The sequence below is a fragment of the Amorphus sp. 3PC139-8 genome (assembly GCF_040750475.1).
Taxonomy (GTDB): domain Bacteria; phylum Pseudomonadota; class Alphaproteobacteria; order Rhizobiales; family Amorphaceae; genus Amorphus.
Window position 1 is genome coordinate 129,464 of record NZ_JABJVY010000010.1, and the last position, 17,430, is coordinate 146,893.

Here is a 17,430-nt window from a genome sequence, read left to right on the forward strand (position 1 = left end):
CTGATCCCTCGCGATGCAAGATTTTCTCTATTGGGCCGCGTGCGGCCTTCCTTGCATTCGCTGTTGGCGGTCGCTTTTTTCTTGGTGCGCGACTATGAAACGAAGGATAGTCCCAAGAAAAATTCAATTCAACCAAACAGAGCATACGGCTCGACCGGCACCCGCAAAGATGCCGGTCGGTCTTGTCGAGGCAAACCGGTTAGTTGCCGGTCGGCATCGGGATGTTGACGCCGTCCTTGGCGAGCTGTTCGCGCACCCATTTGAAGTTCTGGTACTCGGTCAGCGTGATCGGGCCCGTGTAGGTCTCGCTTTGCAGCTTGCGCGGCGGATACTGGACATAGGTCTTGATCAGCTTCGCCAATGCTTCGTTGGCCGGAACCGTGGCCCACGTGCTTTCGGTGAAGGTGGTCATGAAGATGTCGTAACGCTCCTGCGGGTCGGCCAGGAGGTCGAACACCTGCGGGATGGTGGCTACGTAGCTTTCGGCCCCTTTCCAGCCAAGGTTGGTGTCCACCGCCAAACCGCCCGTGCTCGCACCGTCATCGCCACGAAGGTTGAAGACGAACTTGAAATTGCCGGAGCGGATCGCGCCGGGCGACAGCTCGTTTTCAGTGAAGTAGAACCACTCGTTGCGATCCGAGGGACCTGTTCCCTCGAGGACAGAAGTCATGTCGTAGCTGTCGAAGATGATCGGCTCACCGGCGCGATCCTTCTCCGGCAGCTTTTCGCCGGCGACAGAGGCGAAGGTCGCCATCAGGTCGAGACCACCGAGGATATCGTCGCTGCGCGTTCCCGGCTTCACGTGCCCGGGCCAACGCACCATGGTTGGAACCCGGTTGCCGCCTTCGCGGACCGTGCCCTTGGTGCCTCGGAACGGCGTGTAGCCCGCATCCGGATAGACGTCCTGCCAGGCGCCGTTGTCGACGGTGTAGAACACCAGCGTGTTGTCGGCGAGGCCGAGATCGTCCAGCTTTTTCAGGACATTGCCGACGCGGGTGTCCAGCTCCACGACGGCGTCGGCATAATCCGACTTCGAGATCGACTTATGCTCGAACTCCGGCGCCGGCATGTTCGGCTGGTGGTTCTTCATGAAGTTGACGTTGATGTAGAAGGGCGTGTTGGGCGTCTTGGCCGCATCCTCCAAGAACTCGACCGCCGCCTCTTCGACATACTTGTCGAGGAACGGAATACCGACCACACCCTTGTCTGGGGTGTCGACATATTCGCCGTTGACCTTGAAGACTTCCTTGGCCTCTTCGCCGGCATTGCCCGAGAGAGCGCCGGTAGTGACCTTCTGGAACATCTCGCGAAGGTCGTCGCTCATCGCCGGGAACCACTTCGGGTCCGCGTAGGTGTAAGCGTTGAGATGGTAGAGGAAGGCATACTTCATCACGTCGTAGCCCTGGGCGTTCGGCAACGCATAGTCCGCCTCGCCCAGGTGCCATTTGCCAGTGAAGTAGGTCTTGTAGCCGGCTTCCTTCAGGACCGAGGCGAGCGTCCATTCGGCCTTGGGCAAACCGCCGCCTTGCCCCTGGAAGGCGACCGTGGTCATGCCGGACCGGTTGGGAATACGGCCGGTCTGGATAGCGGCGCGGCCGGGCGTACAGCTCGGCTGGCCATAGAAGTTGGTGAAGATCATGCCTTCGGAGGCAAGCTCATCGAAGTTCGGCGTCGGCATGCCGCGGCCCACGCCCCCGAGATAGGGGCCGAGATCGCCCCAACCGGTATCGTCGGACACGATCAAGAGAATGTTCGGTTTCTTATCCGCCGTCTCGGTGGACGAGGCATCCTGAGCCCAAGCTGGCCCAGAGACCACCATCGCCGCCACCGCAGCAGCAACTAGTCCCCTCATCAAACGTCTCCTTGTGTTGGATCGAAGGCTTGCTCCGACCGGACTTGGCCACCCCTCACAACTAGGGGGCGACTTCGGACGGGCATTCGGGCAGAGTGCCGTGGCCTGGGCGTGCGACGCTCGATTCACCGCGTGCGGCCCTGTCGGTCGGTCCCGCTGGCGTCCGATGTCGAATTGTAATCCTAAAGTCGCGAAAGCTCCATAAAATCAACTTCTGATCGATATCGAACGCCGGCCAGGCTGCGCAGCACCCCAATTCTCGCTTCAGGGGCGCAAGGCCATGACAGCTCGCGTGTCAGGTGCTCGTTTTGGGATTAAAAATGGCGACCGTCCCCACCCAAAGGCACGTCCGTGCCCATCACTTGCCATTTTGATTGTCTTCGGCCGGATATTGCCCAAAAGTTGCAGTTGGTGCTTGATATTTTGCGTCAAACGCGGGGACGTTGATGCGATATTCCAACTCGGTCGCTCTGACGCGCGCTGCGGGCTTCGGCTCGCTGCCGGACCTGCTTCGGGAACGCGTCGGCGAACGTGCGCTCTTCAAGACATTCGAGCGCGAGGGACTTTCGATCGAGACGATCGACACCCCGCATACGCTCCTCCCCGTCTATGCCGTGATGCGGGTCTTCGGACGCGCCGGCTCGCTGCTCGGCGATCGGACCTTCGGCTTTGAGGTCGGAGAGCGGATGACCCATCGCGGCTTCGGGCTCTGGGTCGAGCATAGCATCCTGGCGGCTACGCTCGGTGACGCGCTGCGACGAAGCATAGCAACGATTGGCACGCATCAATCGGACTGCCGGATGGAGCTTGTCGCAAGCGAGCGCCATGTTCTGTGGCAGTATGTGCCGCCGCCTCTGAAGGCGACCAACCACCAGCACAGCGACCATATCCTTCCGCCGATGCTGGAATTTGTTCGCCACTATCTCGGACGCGATTGGACGCCGGAATGGATCGAGATGAACTACGCTCGCGATCCGGACGCTGCGCTGATCGAACAGCGGTTGCAAATCCCGATCCGTTTCGGATGCCACGGAGTCGGTATCGCGCTTCGAAAGGAAGACCTTGCAGCGCGGCGAGAGCTGCTTCCTGCCGCCTACAAGCGCATCGTCACCCTGCGGGAGGTCGTGGCGGACGTCCTTCTGAAAGCGGCACCGGAGCCGGCCCGCTCCCTCTCCGCCGTCGTGGCCCTCCGCCTCATGGACGGAGACACCGATATCGAAGGGGCCGCACGGATTACCGGATTGAGCGTTCAGAGCCTGCAGCGCCGGCTTCGGCAGAAAGGCTTCACCTATCGCGAGATCGTTGACGGCGCACGACACCACCGCGCGATTCGCCTGTTGCGGGAAACCGATCTGGCGGTCGTCGAAATCGCTCTAATGCTCGGCTACCAGGAACATCCGAGCTTCACTCGCGCCTTTCAGCGCTGGACCGGCGTCTCGCCGACGGCCTATCGCCTTGCCAATGCGCCGCTTATCCCCAGTCACGCAAGCGCCTAACCGCAGGTTGACGCCTAATGCAAAGCAAAACGACGGCATATCAACTAGGGCCGATCGAGGATCAGCACATGAGGCCGCCGGAGCTTCAAAAGGAAGGAAACAGCGTGGAAAAATCGTTTCGATTCGATCTTAAAGCGCTGGTCATGGCCTTCGCCATGGGGACCCTCACGGTCGGGATGGCGCATGTCGGCGAAGCGCGGGCGGCAGATCTTGAAACCGGAGCCACAGAGCCGGACTGGTCACCGGATGCCGTGGCCGAACCGGGCTGGCAGGTTAGTGTGGCCCCCTATTTCTGGGCGGCCGGCATGACGGGCACCGTGGCTTCGTTCGGGGCGCCGGGCGTCGACGTCGATATGAGTTTTTCCGACATCATGGATGGGCTCGACTTCTCCGTCATGGCGGCGGGCGTGGCGCGCCACGGCCGCTTCAGTCTGAGCACCGATCTTCTTTATCTGAAGCTCTCCACCAAGGAGACTTCTGCCCATGGCGTCATCGTCGACAATGTCAGCCTGGGCTCGACGACGATGGAAGCGACAGCGCTCGCCGGTTATTCGGTTCTGGATCTTTCAAATGTCCGCCTCGATGTGGTCGGAGGTGCGCGCGTCTGGTCAGTCCGGAACGAGCTTTCCTTTAACGGCGGCCTGCTCAACGGCCGTGGTGCGAAAGACTCCGCGACGTGGGTCGACGCCATGGGCGGCATCAAGGGCCGTGTGGACCTGTCCGACCGCTTCTATCTCACGGGATCAGCGCTCGGCGGCGGTGGCTCCTCGGACTTTGCGTGGGACCTGCTGGGGGCCGTCGGCTACGACGTCTCCGACCGCTTTTCCGCCCTCGCCGGCTATCGCGCCCTCGGGGTCGACTACCAGGACGGACCGTTCGAGTTCGATGTGACCATCCAAGGTCCGATCATCGGCGCTTCGTTCAAATTTTAGGGCGTTCCGCCCGGACGCAGTATCAGAGCCGTTCCGCTTTCTCTGGATCGCAGAACGGCTCGAAGCCCCTGTTTTGATACGCTTCCGGAGTGCGAACCGGTTTCGGCTTCGCCTGAAAATGCTCTCGAACAGCGGCGATCTGCAACGTCGACAACGCCACCAGCGCCCAGCTATCTGATCAAAAACCGGGAGCCGTGCGGATCCCGATCGGGAGGCAGGAGCTGGCATGACACTGCGCGCAACCATCGAAGCGCTCTATATCGGACGCGTTGAAACTCGCTGGCCGGAACGGCCACCGTCGGCAATCGGTAAAACCACGACCGCCGACAGACTCGAGCTCACCACGACCGGCTTTCGCCGCGACAGCCAGGCCGATCTCACCGTGCATGGCGGTCCGGACAAAGCGGTTCATCACTATGCCAGCGACCACTACGCCGACTGGCGAAACGAACTCGGCCGAGACGATTTGCGGCCGGGCGGCTTCGGCGAGAACATTTCCACGTTCGGGCTGACCGAGGACCGACTCTGCATCGGCGACATCTTCACGCTCGGCACGGCAACGGTGCAGATCAGCCAAGGCCGGCAGCCGTGCTGGAAACTTTCCGCCCATACCGGTGAGGAGCGGATGGCCTTTCTGTTCCAGAAGTCGGTACGTACTGGCTGGTACTATCGCGTGCTTGAACCTGGTCATATCCAAGCCGGCGACGAGATCACGCTCCAGGAGCGTCCCTGTCCGGAGTGGTCGCTCAAGGCCGTTACTGAAGCGCGCCTGACGCGACGGATCGACCGGGACGCCGCGGAGCACCTTTCCCAATTGCCGGAGCTCGCGGACGGCTGGCGCGAGGCGTTTGATCGCATCGCCAAGAAGGCACCGGCAGAAGACACCCGCGCCCGACTGGAGGGAAAGTAGCCCTCGCGGGGCGGCCTATCGGTCTGCAGCCTGCAGCGCGGTCCACACCGCTAGTGGAGTCGTCGGCGCACCGATCGGGCACGCGCCGGCATGGGCGAGCGCGTCGTTGACCGCGTTCAAAATCGCCGCGGCGGAGGCGATCGCTCCGGCCTGCCCCACCCCTTTGGTTCCAAGCGGCGTCGTCGTGCATGGATGCTCTTCCGTGAGCACCACACGAGGCATTGCGGCCATATCGGCCGCGCGCGGCAAGCCATAGTCCATCAGGCTTCCGGTTAGAAGTTGGCCATCGGCAGGATCGAAACCGACGCGTTCAAGGATCGCTTGGCCAAGCCCCTGCTCGACGCCGCCGACGAGCTGATCGACGAGCCCCGTTTGGTCAAGGATACGGCCATAGTCGTCGGCGGCGACGTAGCCGACAACCTCCACACGTCCCGTTTCCGGATCGATCTCGACATCGCAGAGATGGCAGCCATTGGGATAGGTGGTCGCCCCACCGCCGGTCGCTTCCGCCGCCAGGCCGCCCTCCTCTCGCGCCAGGGCGACGAGCGAGATCCGGTGGTTGGTGCCCGGCACGAACAGATCGCCCTGCTCAAACGTCACGTCATCGGGGGAAACACCGAAACGCTTACCGGCTCGGGTCCGCGCCGTTTCGATCAAAGCATCGGCGGCATTGGCCACCGCGCTGCCCGCCACCGCCATGGTCTTGGCGCCATAGGTGCCGCCGCCGTCCGGACTGTCGACGGAATCGCCCTGACGCAGTACGTCGAGCGCAAGCGTTGTCTTGTCGGAGACGATTGCGGAAAAAGCGGCCTTATGGCGTTGTCCGGTGTCCTGGCTTCCGACAGTCGCCGTCATCCGCCCGTCCGCATCGAGCACGAGCCGCGCCAGGTCCACGGGGCCGGCGCTGGTGGTGTCGAGCCAGAGCGAGACACCGCGACCGAACAACTGGCCGCGCGCGCGGGCGGTCTGCCGCCGTGTTTCGGCGGTCACTGTGGTGTCGGCCGAGGCAACCGCAGCATCGAGCCGTCCCGGAAAATCGCCGGTGTCGTAAATCTCTCCGGCCACGGTCCGGAACGGCAGCGCGGAAGGGGCGATCAGGTTGCGGCGGCGAAGCGCGATCGGATCGATGCCGCTTACCCGCGCGGCTTCGTCGACCAGCGCCTCCAGCACCAGGATCGCCTCCGGCTTGCCGGCACCGCGATAGGCGTCAGTCCAGGGCGTGTTGGTCAGGTGCCCGGTGACTTGAATGTCGGCGGCCGGGATATCGTAAAGCCCGGTCGCGACGCTGGAGAGCCCGTAAGTCGCCACGTGCGGCTCGAAGAAGGAGATATAGCCGCCAAGGTCGACCTCGTGACGCACACGGATTGCCAAGAAGCGTCCGTCTGCATCGAGCGCGAGTTCGCCATGGGCACGCAATTCGCGGGCTTGGGTGTCCGTCTGGAGCGACTCCGCCCGGCTCGCGATCCATGTCACCGGACGGCCGAGCCGCTCGGCCGCAACCGCCAGCGCGAGATATTCCGGATAGGGATAGGTCTTCATACCGAACGAACCACCCACATCGCGGGTGATAACCCGGACAGTTGCGGGATCGCGCTTCAGGCAGGCTGCGAGCAGCCCGGCGAGGAGCCCCGCCCCCTGGGCGGGAATTTCCAGCGTCAGGCGGTCGCTCCCGCCGTCATAGGAGGCGATCGTCCCGCGCGGTTCGATCGGCATCGGTGCCACACGGGAGAGGTCCAGATCCAGGCGCGCCACCGTCGCGGCAGCCTCGAAAGCGCGGGCCGCAGCCTCGCCACCCTTCGACGACCAGCGCAGTGCCACGTTGCCCGGCGCCAGGGCATCGATCTCCACAGCCGGCGGAGCATCCACCGCACTGGTGACGCTGGTAACCGCCGCAAGCGGCTCGTAGTCGATCTCGACGAGTTCGGCCGCATCAATCGCCGCCGCTTCGGACGTGGCGACCACCACGGCCACGGGATCTCCGACATGGCGTACCCTGTCTTGGCACAGGATCGGCCTCTCGATCGGGGCGAGAAAATCGCCCTCGCCGGTAAAGCTGAGCGGCGAGACGATCGGCGCGACATCGCCGAGATCGGTGGCGGTCAGGACGGCGACCACACCCGGCGCCCCGCGCGCGGCCTCCACATCGATTCCGTCGAACCGGGCATGAGCAAGTGGCGAACGAACGAAGACGGCGTAGAGGCTGCCGTCCGGAACGATGTCGGCGAGGTAGGTTCCGCGTCCGACCAGGAAGCGATCCAGTTCCATCTCCGACACCCGTGTTCGAACCGATGCAACCCAGGAGAAGCGACACCCGCTTTTCCGGATTTGCGTCAAACTCTGATTTTGAACCGTTCCACGATTCGCCGAAAAGTGGAACGGTTCCAACGCGACTTGCGAGTTTCGGCCCTATTCGGCCTGCAGCTTCTGGCGCAGCGTCTCGACATCCTCCACGGACATCTCGTCGACCACGGAGAGCTTGCCGTCATCGTCGAGCTTCCAGGTGACGAACGAGCCGGCGATATCGCCGCTGGCGTCGAACCGGAGCGGGCCGACGGCTCCGACATAGTCCACCGCTTTGTCGTCAGCGAGAGCGGCGAGTGCCGTCTTGAAGCCATCGACGCCGGCATACACGGTCTCGCCCTCCGGGTCCGTCACCGTGCGGATGCCCTCCGTAATCGCCTTGCCGTCCGTCGAGGTTCCGGCCGCATCGATGGCGAGAGCCGCGATCGCCACGGCATCGTAGGTGTTGGCCCGGCCCGGACCTTCCGCGTCTTCGTCATTGGCGGCAGTGTAAGCCGCACGGAAATTCTCCAGCGACGGCGTTTCCGACGCACCCGGTGTCAGCCAGGCGGCCTCGCCTAGGAACTTGGCCCCGACCGCTTTCACGAATTCCGCGTCGTTGAGGTTATGCGCGAATAGAAGCTCTGGCGATCCGCCCTGGCTCAGCCAATCGCGGACAATGCGCGAACCTTCGGTGACATAGCCGATCAGATACAGCGTGTCCGGCTCGTCCTCGATCAGGCTGGAAACTTCCGAGCGATAGGAGGATTGGTCCGGGGTGTAGAGCACGATTTCGCCGACTTCGCCGCCGAGCGCCTCATAGCTCTCTTTAAAGACCTTCGAGAGGTTCTGACCCCAGTCGTTGTTCACGGCGAGGATGTCGATCTTACCCGCGTCTTCATCGATGGCATGCTGGGCCGCTGCCAGTCCTTGCAGAGCGTCGGAGATGTTCGCCCGGAAGAACAGGCCGGTTTTCTTGCCGATCTCCGAAAAGCTCGGCGACGAGGCCGTCGGCGAGATCAGCGGGATTCCGGCCGGCGCGGTCACGGAATTGAGGACGGCGAGCGTGGTGCCGGACAAGGCCTCCCCCACGATGATGCGCGCTCCCTCCAGATCGACGAGCTGACGCGCCGCGTCCACGGCGAGCGAGGGCTGGCCCTGGCTGTCGCGCACGACGAGCTCGACCGGGCAGCCGGCGGCACCGCCCGCTTCGTTCACTTGGCTCACGGCAAGATTGGCCGATTTCAGCATACCCTCGGCGATCGGCGCAATCGGCCCGGTCATCGGCAGAACGAGACCGATTTTGGACGGACAATCGGCGGCTTGGGCCGATCCCGCCACGGCGACAGCACCGGCGATGGCGAGAAATTGGAAGGTGGTTTTCAAACCCATTTTTTCAGTTCCCCACTTTATCGACAGCGCAGTTTTACGGGATTTGCATACTGTATGCAATGATGCTACGAAATTGACATTCTAGCCAGCCAGCGGGACTTCTCACATGGCTTCAGCCCCCCTGATCGACGTGCGCGGTGCCAGCAAGCATTTCGGCGGCCTGGCGGCGGTGGATCGGGTCAGCTTCGAGATTCCGGCGGGCGAAGTCGCTGGGCTGATCGGTCCCAACGGCGCCGGAAAGAGCACCATGTTCTCCATGCTCGCCGGCGAACTGAAGCCTTCCGACGGCGAGATCCTGTTTGCCGGAGACCGGATCGACACGCTGCCGGCGCACGAGATCTTCGGGCGCGGCCTCGTCCGCTCCTTCCAGATCCCGCGGCCCTTTCGCCGTCTCACGGTTCTGGAAAACATGCTACTCGCTCGGCCACGCCAAAGCGGCGATCGCCTGGCCAATGCGCTGTTTCGCCCAGGTACAGTGCGCAAAGAGGAAACGGCGGCGGATGATACGGCGCGCGCAATCCTGGAAGAACTCGGGCTGATCGATCACCGGAACCGGATGGCGGGCGGGCTCTCCGGTGGCCAACACAAGCTTCTGGAACTTGCCCGCGCGCTGATGTCCGATCCGAAGGCGATCCTGCTCGACGAGCCGTGCGCAGGCGTCGCACCGGCCATGATCGAGCGCCTCTCGGAAGCCGTGGAGCGCCTGCGCACGCGCGGGATCACCGTCGTCTTGGTCGAGCACAATGTGGATTTCGTCATGCGCCACTGCGACCACATCGTCGTCATGGCCCAAGGCCGCGTGATGATCGACGGCACGCCGGACGTGGTGCGCAACGATGAGCGGGTTCTAGATGCCTTCCTGGGAGCAGCCCATGCGTGAGGCCTCCCTCACCGTCGACCGGCTGATCGCAGGTTATGTCAAAGGCCAGCCAATCGTGCGCGAGGTGTCCCTCTCGCTCGCACCGGCGGAAATCCTCGCCGTATTCGGTCCCAACGGCGCCGGCAAATCGACCTTGGTGAAGGCGATCGCAGGTGTGGCGCCCGTGTTCGGCGGAGCGATCCACTGCGGCGGCAGCGATCTCGCCGGCAAGCCGGCCCATCGCATCGCACGCGCCGGTATCGGCTACGTGCCCCAGGTGAAGAACGTTTTCACCGAGATGAGCGTGCGCGAAAATCTCGATCTCGCGATCGCCATGCGCAACGGGCGCGGGCCGACCTTGGCCGAGATCTACGAACTCTTTCCCGATCTTCAGGAGATGGGGCGACGGCGCGCAGGCGCCCTCTCCGGCGGGCAGCGCCAAATGGTTGCGATCTCGCGCGCCCTGCTGCTCGGTCCGAGTGTTCTGATCCTCGACGAACCTTCCGCCGGCCTGTCGCCCCGCAATGTCGACCTCGTTTTCCAGAGCCTTAGGCAGCTTCGACTTCATGTTCCGATCCTGCTGGTGGAACAAAACGTCAAAGCCGCCCTCAAGATCGCCGATCGCGCCTTGCTCCTGGCCGACGGCTCCGTTCGGCTGTCCGCTTCCGCATCGGAGCTTCTGGACGATCCGGCGGTGATGGAGACCTTTCTCGGCGGAGGCACAAAATGATCTCCCTCCTGGTCGATGCCGTTCTGGTCGGCGCCATCCTCTGCCTCGCCTCGCTCGGCCTGTCGCTGGCTTATGCGATTTTCCGCTTCCCGAACTTCGCCCACGCCGAATTCCTGACCGTTGGCGCCTATGGTGCGTTCGTCGGCTTCACCGCCGCCGCTCCGGTCTTGAACGAGCCGATTCAGATCCTGGTTGGTGCTGCGGTCGCGATCCTGGCCGCGGCGCTGATTGCCGCGCTTTCGGGCCGAATCGTGTTCCAGCCGCTTGCCGCGCGCGGCGGCGGCCCGGCACTGATCATCGCGGCATTTGCCACCGGCCTTTTGATCCGCAACCTGATCGTCTTCCTATTCGGCCCAACTGAGCTCTACGTCCAGCGCGAGCTCGAGATCGCCGAGAATATCGGCTACGGAGTGCGACTGACCCCGACGGAGATCGGGATCCTGATTGCCACTGCGGTGGTGATCTACGCGCTCCATCTCGTCATGAGCCGGACGACGTTCGGCCGCTGTCTGCGCGCCACCGCGGAGAATCCCGACCTCGCCGCCGTCACCGCAATTCCCGTCGACCGAATCCGGCTCGGCGCGTGGCTGCTGGCTGGCTTCTATTGTGGGCTTTCCGGTTTAGCTCTCACCATGCTCGCCCCGATCCGGCCCGAAACTGGCTACGAGTACCTGCTGCCGGCACTCGCCGCCGTCATCCTAGGCGGTCTCGGTTCGATCTACGGCACCCTGGTCGGTGCTATGCTGATCGGCCTCGCCGAGGCCGCGGCCGTCCATTACGGCTTCGCCGAATGGCGCCAAGTCATCTCGTTCGCCCTGATCATCCTCATCTTGATGATCCGCCCAAACGGGCTGATGGGGAGGGCCGCGTCGTGATCGACCTTATCGCCTATACGGCCTTCTCGCTGACCTTCGCCGTCATCTTCGCGGTCGCCGCTCTCGGGCTGAACCTGCAGTTCGGCTATGCTGGCCTGTTCAATGTCGGCATTGCCGGATTCTTCGCCATCGGCGCCTATACCAGCGCGATCCTGACCGGGCCGGAATGGGCGAGTTCTCTCGGCGGCTTCGGCTTGCCGGTCCCGATCGGAATCGTCGCTGCCGGCGTCACATCGGCCATTGCCGCCTACCTGGTCGGGGCCGCCGTGCTGAGGCTCGGTGGCGACCATCTCGCGATCGCCACCTTCGGCATCGGCGTCTCCATCCAGATCGCCGTCACCAATCTTGGCGCCATCACCAACGGTCCCAACGGCCTGTTCGGCATTCCCCGCCCGTTCCGCGACGGCTCTGCCCTGCTCTCCGGCAACCTGGCGTGGCTCGCGACCTGCGTCCTCGTCATGGCCGCGATCTGGTGGGTGCTGGCGCATCTGACCGCCACTCCATGGGGTCGAACCTTGCGCGCGCTCAGCGAGGACGAGACGGCATCCGCCGGCCTCGGCAAGGACGTCCGTCGCTTCAAGCTCGAGGCCTTCACGATCGGTTCGACGCTCTGTGGCGTGTCCGGTGCGCTTTACGCCCATTTCGCCGGCTTCATTAGCCCGCACGATTTCCTGCCAATCCTCACCTTTCAGATCTACGCGATGGTGATCATCGGCGGTACCGGCAACAATCTCGGCACGGTCGTGGGCTCGGTGATCGTCTGGGTGTTGTGGAGCGCCAGCGGTGCGGTTCTGGGGTCCACCCTGCCGGCTGACTGGCAAAGCAAGGCCGGAGCCCTGCGCATCATCCTGATCGCGATCGTGCTGCTTGCCGTGCTGCATGCCCGCCCGGGCGGGCTGTTCGGCGAACGTCCGCCGGGACTGCGCCGCCGCGAACAAGCAACCGACGATGCCTCCTCCTCCAATCCCGAGGTGACGCCATGAAAGACTTGATTGCGGAACTCGCCGCTGCAGGCGAGCTCGCCGTCGTCGAGCGCGCGGTCGACCCAACCTTCGAGCTTGCCGCCGTCACCAAGGCGGTCCAGCGCGAGGGCGAGCAGGCAGTTCTGTTCAAATCCGTGCGCGGCACCGATTTCCCGGTGATCTCCAATGTCTTCGGTAGCAACGATCGACTGAAGCGCTTTATCGGCGCCGGAGACCGCACCTTCTGCGAACGCTGGATCGAACTCACCGACGCCTGCCTGGCCAGCCGAGCCGAAAACGTACTGGTCGACGTGGAGACCGGCGACGACGATTACGTCACGGGCACCCTCTCCGACTTGCCGGCGATCACCTGGCACGGGCGGGACGGTGGACCCTATTTCACCTCGGCGATCTTTCTGGCCAACGATCCCGACACCGGCGTGCCGAACCTCTCCTTCCACCGCGCCATGCAGGTGAACGACGAGGAGCTACGCATCCGGCTCGGCACCACCCACGACCTCGCCAAATACCAGCGCGCCGCCGAGGCGAAGGGCGAAGCTTTGGAAGCCGCGCTCATCCTGTCGGCACCCCCTGAGATTTTCATGGCCGCCTGCGCCTCACTGCCCACCGAGGCCAGCGAGCTTGCGATGGCGTCCCAGATCATCGGCAAGCCGCTGGAGATGCGCCGCTGCCGAACCATCGACCTTTCGGTCCCCGCCTCCGCCGACATCGTGGTGGAAGGCCGGATCCTGCCCAACGAGCGGCGTCCGGAAGGCCCGTTCGGCGAGTTCATGGGCAACTATGTCGAGGTCGGCGACAACCACGTCTTCGAGGTCACCCATGTGAGCTGGCGCCCCGGCGCGGTATTCCACGGGCTCCTGTGCGGCTCGCCGGAGGACCTGCGGCCGCTAGAGGCGGTCACCGCAGCGCGCATCTATCGTCACGTGGCGGGCCAAGTGCCTGGCGTTCTCGACGTTTCCTGCAAGCCCAACGTGATGATCACCATCATTAAGCTGAAGACCCAGTATGAGGGCCACGCCAAGCACGCGCTTTTAGCCGCGATGGGCTCGTATCTCGACTACAACAAGGTCGTCATCGCGGTCGATGAGGACGTTGATATCTACGATCTCGACGACGTGATGTGGGCCTATCTGACCCGAGGGCGCGCCGACACCCGGGCGATGATCCTGAACGATATCCCCGGCTTCTACCGCGACCCCCACAAGGACCACTGGGGACGACTCGCGATCGACGCGACCATGCCCTGGGGCCGCGAGGCCGAATTCGCGCGCAAGCGCGTGCCGGGCGAGGACGACATCGATCTCTCCAAGTATCTGACCCGCACGTAGGCAGTAGCCTCCACCGGCGGTCGCCCGATCGCCCCCTTATTCCGGTCGGGCCACGTCCCGGCCGCCGACCTCAGACGAAATGGCATGCAGAAACAGGTTCGTATCGGCGTCGACATCGGCGGCACCTTCACCGACTTCGTTTTGGAAGATGGCGCGCGCCAATTTTCCTTGAAACTCCTGACCACCACCGACGCGCCGGAGCGCGCCGTGATCGAAGGGGTGCGGGAGATCCTTGCCATCGCTGAAGTGCCGGCAACGTCCGTCACTGCGATCGTCCACGGCACCACGCTCGCCACCAACGCCGTGATCGAGCGTAAGGGCGCCAAGGTCGGCTTCGTCACCACCGAAGGCTTCCGCGATACCCTCGAGATGGCCTACGAGCACCGCTACGACCAGTACGACCTGCTCGTCGACAAGCCGCTGCCGCTGGTGCCGCGCCAACTGCGCTTTCCCGTCACCGAACGCATTGGCGTCGACGGACGGGTGCTGAAGCCGCTCGACGAAGCTGCCGTGCGTGCCGTCGGCGAAAGCCTTCGCAACGAAGGTGTGGAGGCTGTCGCGATCGGCTTCCTGCAGTCCTTCGCCAACCATGCCCATGAGGAGCGCGCCGCGGACATCCTGCGCGAGATGCTGCCGGGGGTCCCGGTGAGCGTCTCCAGCGACGTCTCGCCGGAAATCCGCGAATACGAACGCTTCACCACGGTGACGGCCAACGCTTACGTTCAACCGCTGATGAGCCGCTATCTCGGCCGGCTGGACACCGGGTTGCGGGATCTCGGCATTGCGGCGCCGATCTATCTCATCCAGTCGAACGGCGGGCTGTGCGACATCGCCACCGCTTCGCGCTTTCCGGTCCGGCTTCTGGAAAGCGGGCCGGCCGGCGGCGCCATCTTCGCCGCCTCGCTCGCGAACGAGCTCAAAATCGACAAGGCGCTGCTCCTCGACATCGGCGGCACCACCGCCAAGCTCTGCTTCATCGACGACGGCAAGCCGCAGACCGCGCGCGGTATGGAGGTCGCCCGCATCGACCGATTCAAGCCGGGCAGCGGCCTGCCGCTGCGCTTCCCCGTGGTCGAGCTCTGCGAAATGGGCGCCGGCGGCGGATCTATCGCCCGCATCGACCGGCTTGGACGCCTCGCCGTCGGGCCTCAGAGCGCCGGCTCCACCCCCGGCCCGGCCTGCTATGGGCGCGGCGGCAGCGAGGCGACGGTAACAGATGCCCATCTGGCGCTCGGCCGGCTCGATCCCGACCGGTTCGCCGCCGGCACCGTCAAACTTACCCGGGACAAGGCGGAGCGCGCGCTGTCGGCGAGCGTCGGCGACAAGATGGGGCTCGCGACCGACAAGGCCGCCGTCGGTGTTATCGAAATCGCCAACGAGAACATGGCGAATGCCGCCCGCGAACACGCCATCGAGGTCGGCCACGGCACGGCCGGGCGCACTCTGATCGCGATCGGCGGAGCGGCCGCGCTGCACGCCGCCGATCTTGCCGCCAAGCTCGATATGGCGGCGGTGGTCGTGCCGCAGTCGGCGGGCGTCGGCTCGGCGGTGGGCTTTCTGCGCGCGCCGGTCGCCTTCGAAAAGGCGCGATCGCAGCACCAGATCCTCACCCGCTTCGACGCCAAATCCGCTTTGTCCGTGATCGACGTGCTCGCAGCCGACACCGCCGCAGAGATTGCAAACGCAGCAGAGCATGAAGCGCCGCGCGTCAGTGTCTCCGCGCAAATGCGCTATCGCGGCCAGGGACACGAAATCACCGTGCCGGTCGACCATGAGCGTCTCGGGATCGAAGGGGCGACCTATCTCCGCACGACCTTCGCGGCGAGCTACGACGAGCTTTACGGACGCACAATCGCGGGCAAGGACATTGAAATCCTGGCCTGGACCGTTCGCTCGGAACTTCCGATCGAAGCCGCATCATCCGCCACCTCCGCCGAAGCCGACGCGTCCATCTCCGAGCAAAGCTGGGAGATCGTGGAGCAGAGCGGGAGGACTGTGACCGCGCGCGTGCTCGACCGCACCGCCCTTGGCGCCGAGGAAACCACCGAAGGCCCGCTCCTCGTGGTCGACACCGGCACCACCATCCTGGTGCCGACCGGCTTCACCGCCCGGGTGATCGGCGCCGGCCATCTCATTCTGGAACGCTCCGCCGCGAAAGGAGCCGACGCATGACCGCTACGCTCGATCCCCTCACACGCCAGATCGTCTGGAGCCGAATGATCGCCGTCGTCGAGGAACAGGCGAAGACGCTGATGAAGGTGGCCTTCTCGCCGACGGTGCGCGAAGCCGGCGATCTCTCCGCCGGCCTGTTCGACGCACACGGGCGAATGGTTGCCCAGGCCGTCACCGGCACACCCGGCCACGTCAACGCCATGGCGATCGCCGCCGCCCATTTCCTGGCGGAGTATCCCGCCGACGAGATGGAAGACGGCGACCACTACATCACCAACGATCCCTGGCTGGTTTCAGGCCACCTCCACGATGTGACGGTGTTCTCGCCGGTGTTTCGCGGGGGACGCGTCGTGGCCTTTTTCGGCTGCACCTGCCACCAGGTGGATATCGGCGGCCTCGGCATGGGCCCGGACGGCCGCTCGATCTTCGAGGAGGGTCTGCAGCTTCCGATCCTGCCGCTTGCCAAGCGCGGCGAGATCGATCGCAACCTGATCAAGCTGATCCGTGCCAACGTCCGTACCCCCGACGAAGTGGAGGGCGATATCCTCGGCTACGTGACGGCCAACGAGGTGAGCGCGCGCCGGCTCAACGCGACCCTGGACGAATTCGGCCTCGCCGACATCGACGCGCTCTCCGACGAGATCCTGTCGGTCTCCGAAGCCGGCATGCGCGCGGCAATCGCGGCGCTTCCCGACGGCACCTATCGCAACGCCATGCGCATCGACGGCTACGACAAGCCGGTCGACCTAGTGGCGGCGCTCACGATCGAGGGCGAAACCATTTCGATCGACTTCGAGGGCACCTCGGATGCCAGCGATCGCGGCATCAACCTCGTACTCAATTACACGCGCGCCTATGCGAGCTATGGCGCCCGTGCAGCAATCGCCACCGACGTACCCAACAATGCCGGTTCGCTGGCTCCGATCGAAGTGACGGCTCCGGTCGGATCGATCCTCAACGTGGAGCGAACGGCGCCGGTCTGCGCGCGGCACATCATCGGTCAGTTTCTGCCCGAAGTGGTGCTCGGCTGCCTGGCGGAAGTGCTGCCGGACCTGGTGCCCGCCGAAGGAGCGGCCTGCAACTGGGGTCTGCAGTTGCGCGGCAAGGCGGAAGAGCGGCCGTTCGAGATCCTGTTCTTCAATGCCGGCGGTGTCGGCGCCCGGCCGACCCGAGACGGGCTGTCCGCAACCAGCTTCCCAAGCGGCATTCGTTCGATCCCGGTTGAGATCTGCGAAACGGCCGCCCCGATCGTGATCCACCGCAAGGAGCTGCTGCCAAACACCGGAGGCGCCGGCAAATGGCGCGGCGGCCTCGGCCAGCGCATCGAAGTCGGCACCATCGACGACAGCGCGTTCCAGCTGTTCGCGGTGTTCGACCGGGTCGACAATTCCGCCCGCGGCCGCAACGGCGGAGAACCCGGCGCTCCGGGCAAGGTGGAAACGCTCTCCGGCACTCCGCTGAAGGCCAAAGGTCTACAGCCGATTCCGGCCGGTGACGGCGTGCGCATCGACGTGCCGGGCGGAGGCGGCTACGGTCCAGCCTCCGAGCGCGATCCCGACCAGATCGCCGCCGATCTCGACGCCGGCTACGTGACAAGCAAACTTACCGGAACGTGAGACCG

13 protein-coding genes are annotated in these 17,430 nt (G+C 64.5%); 10 read left to right on the plus strand and 3 right to left on the minus strand.

Going from position 1 to position 17,430, the window contains the following annotated elements:
* Positions 1-199: 199 nt before the first annotated feature.
* Positions 200-1,819: an arylsulfatase gene (locus HNS03_RS11685; RefSeq protein ID WP_367195535.1), complete on the minus strand. Its 1,620-nt coding sequence runs from the start codon at positions 1,817-1,819 to the stop codon at positions 200-202.
* A 479-nt stretch (positions 1,820-2,298) separates the two neighbouring features.
* On the opposite strand from HNS03_RS11685, the gene HNS03_RS11690 reads away from it, so the two are divergent.
* The 3 genes from HNS03_RS11690 to HNS03_RS11700 all read left to right on the plus strand — a co-directional run bounded on the left by HNS03_RS11690 (position 2,299) and on the right by HNS03_RS11700 (position 5,190).
* The gene (locus tag HNS03_RS11690; RefSeq protein WP_367195474.1) at positions 2,299-3,348 is read left to right on the plus strand and encodes an AraC family transcriptional regulator ligand-binding domain-containing protein; all 1,050 of its coding nucleotides are present in this window, start codon (positions 2,299-2,301) and stop codon (positions 3,346-3,348) included.
* 104 nt (positions 3,349-3,452) lie between these two features.
* On the plus strand, positions 3,453-4,280 hold the full coding sequence (locus tag HNS03_RS11695; protein WP_367195476.1) for a hypothetical protein: 828 nt from the start codon (positions 3,453-3,455) through the stop codon (positions 4,278-4,280).
* Positions 4,281-4,506: 226 nt separating this feature from the next.
* Positions 4,507-5,190, plus strand: a complete 684-nt coding sequence (locus tag HNS03_RS11700; RefSeq protein WP_367195477.1) for an MOSC domain-containing protein — start codon at positions 4,507-4,509, stop codon at positions 5,188-5,190.
* Positions 5,191-5,205: 15 nt separating this feature from the next.
* On the opposite strand, the gene HNS03_RS11705 is transcribed toward HNS03_RS11700, so the two are convergent.
* Positions 5,206-7,455 carry a xanthine dehydrogenase family protein molybdopterin-binding subunit gene (locus HNS03_RS11705; protein ID WP_367195479.1) on the minus strand — a complete coding sequence of 750 codons (2,250 nt, stop codon included), beginning with the start codon at positions 7,453-7,455 and terminating at the stop codon, positions 5,206-5,208.
* Between the two features lie 141 nt (positions 7,456-7,596).
* On the minus strand, positions 7,597-8,862 hold the full coding sequence (locus HNS03_RS11710; protein ID WP_367195480.1) for an ABC transporter substrate-binding protein: 1,266 nt from the start codon (positions 8,860-8,862) through the stop codon (positions 7,597-7,599).
* A gap of 106 nt (positions 8,863-8,968) precedes the next feature.
* Between HNS03_RS11710 and HNS03_RS11715 the strand changes: the two genes are divergently transcribed.
* From HNS03_RS11715 to HNS03_RS11745, 7 genes are all read left to right on the plus strand, one after another.
* Positions 8,969-9,742 (plus strand): ABC transporter ATP-binding protein, encoded by a 774-nt coding sequence (locus HNS03_RS11715; RefSeq protein ID WP_367195482.1) that lies wholly within the window; start codon positions 8,969-8,971, stop codon positions 9,740-9,742.
* Entirely contained in the window at positions 9,735-10,451 is a 717-nt protein-coding gene (locus tag HNS03_RS11720; RefSeq protein ID WP_367195483.1) for an ABC transporter ATP-binding protein, read from the plus strand. The genes HNS03_RS11715 and HNS03_RS11720 overlap by 8 nt, the downstream gene beginning before the upstream one ends.
* Positions 10,448-11,326: a branched-chain amino acid ABC transporter permease gene (locus HNS03_RS11725; protein ID WP_367195485.1), complete on the plus strand. Its 879-nt coding sequence runs from the start codon at positions 10,448-10,450 to the stop codon at positions 11,324-11,326. Before HNS03_RS11720 ends, HNS03_RS11725 begins: the two co-directional genes overlap by 4 nt.
* Positions 11,323-12,309, plus strand: coding sequence for a branched-chain amino acid ABC transporter permease (locus tag HNS03_RS11730; RefSeq protein ID WP_367195486.1), 987 nt, complete (start codon positions 11,323-11,325; stop codon positions 12,307-12,309). The genes HNS03_RS11725 and HNS03_RS11730 overlap by 4 nt, the downstream gene beginning before the upstream one ends.
* Positions 12,306-13,637 (plus strand): UbiD family decarboxylase, encoded by a 1,332-nt coding sequence (locus HNS03_RS11735; protein WP_367195488.1) that lies wholly within the window; start codon positions 12,306-12,308, stop codon positions 13,635-13,637. Before HNS03_RS11730 ends, HNS03_RS11735 begins: the two co-directional genes overlap by 4 nt.
* A gap of 84 nt (positions 13,638-13,721) precedes the next feature.
* Positions 13,722-15,809, plus strand: a complete 2,088-nt coding sequence (locus HNS03_RS11740) for a hydantoinase/oxoprolinase family protein (RefSeq protein WP_367195490.1) — start codon at positions 13,722-13,724, stop codon at positions 15,807-15,809.
* Positions 15,806-17,425 carry a hydantoinase B/oxoprolinase family protein gene (locus HNS03_RS11745; protein ID WP_367195491.1) on the plus strand — a complete coding sequence of 540 codons (1,620 nt, stop codon included), beginning with the start codon at positions 15,806-15,808 and terminating at the stop codon, positions 17,423-17,425. The genes HNS03_RS11740 and HNS03_RS11745 overlap by 4 nt, the downstream gene beginning before the upstream one ends.
* Positions 17,426-17,430: the final 5 nt, after the last annotated feature.

What these genes read in the sequence shown, in the direction of transcription:
- HNS03_RS11685 (WP_367195535.1), bottom strand. Translation starts at nt 1,819, where the DNA reads ATGGTGGTCTCTGGGCCAGCTTGGGCTCAGGATGCCTCGTCCACCGAG.
- HNS03_RS11690 (WP_367195474.1), top strand. Translation starts at nt 2,299, where the DNA reads ATGCGATATTCCAACTCGGTCGCTCTGACGCGCGCTGCGGGCTTCGGC.
- HNS03_RS11700 (WP_367195477.1), top strand. Translation starts at nt 4,507, where the DNA reads ATGACACTGCGCGCAACCATCGAAGCGCTCTATATCGGACGCGTTGAA.
- HNS03_RS11705 (WP_367195479.1), bottom strand. Translation starts at nt 7,455, where the DNA reads ATGGAACTGGATCGCTTCCTGGTCGGACGCGGAACCTACCTCGCCGAC.
- HNS03_RS11710 (WP_367195480.1), bottom strand. Translation starts at nt 8,862, where the DNA reads ATGGGTTTGAAAACCACCTTCCAATTTCTCGCCATCGCCGGTGCTGTC.
- HNS03_RS11715 (WP_367195482.1), top strand. Translation starts at nt 8,969, where the DNA reads ATGGCTTCAGCCCCCCTGATCGACGTGCGCGGTGCCAGCAAGCATTTC.
- HNS03_RS11720 (WP_367195483.1), top strand. Translation starts at nt 9,735, where the DNA reads ATGCGTGAGGCCTCCCTCACCGTCGACCGGCTGATCGCAGGTTATGTC.
- HNS03_RS11725 (WP_367195485.1), top strand. Translation starts at nt 10,448, where the DNA reads ATGATCTCCCTCCTGGTCGATGCCGTTCTGGTCGGCGCCATCCTCTGC.
- HNS03_RS11735 (WP_367195488.1), top strand. Translation starts at nt 12,306, where the DNA reads ATGAAAGACTTGATTGCGGAACTCGCCGCTGCAGGCGAGCTCGCCGTC.
- HNS03_RS11740 (WP_367195490.1), top strand. Translation starts at nt 13,722, where the DNA reads ATGCAGAAACAGGTTCGTATCGGCGTCGACATCGGCGGCACCTTCACC.
- HNS03_RS11745 (WP_367195491.1), top strand. Translation starts at nt 15,806, where the DNA reads ATGACCGCTACGCTCGATCCCCTCACACGCCAGATCGTCTGGAGCCGA.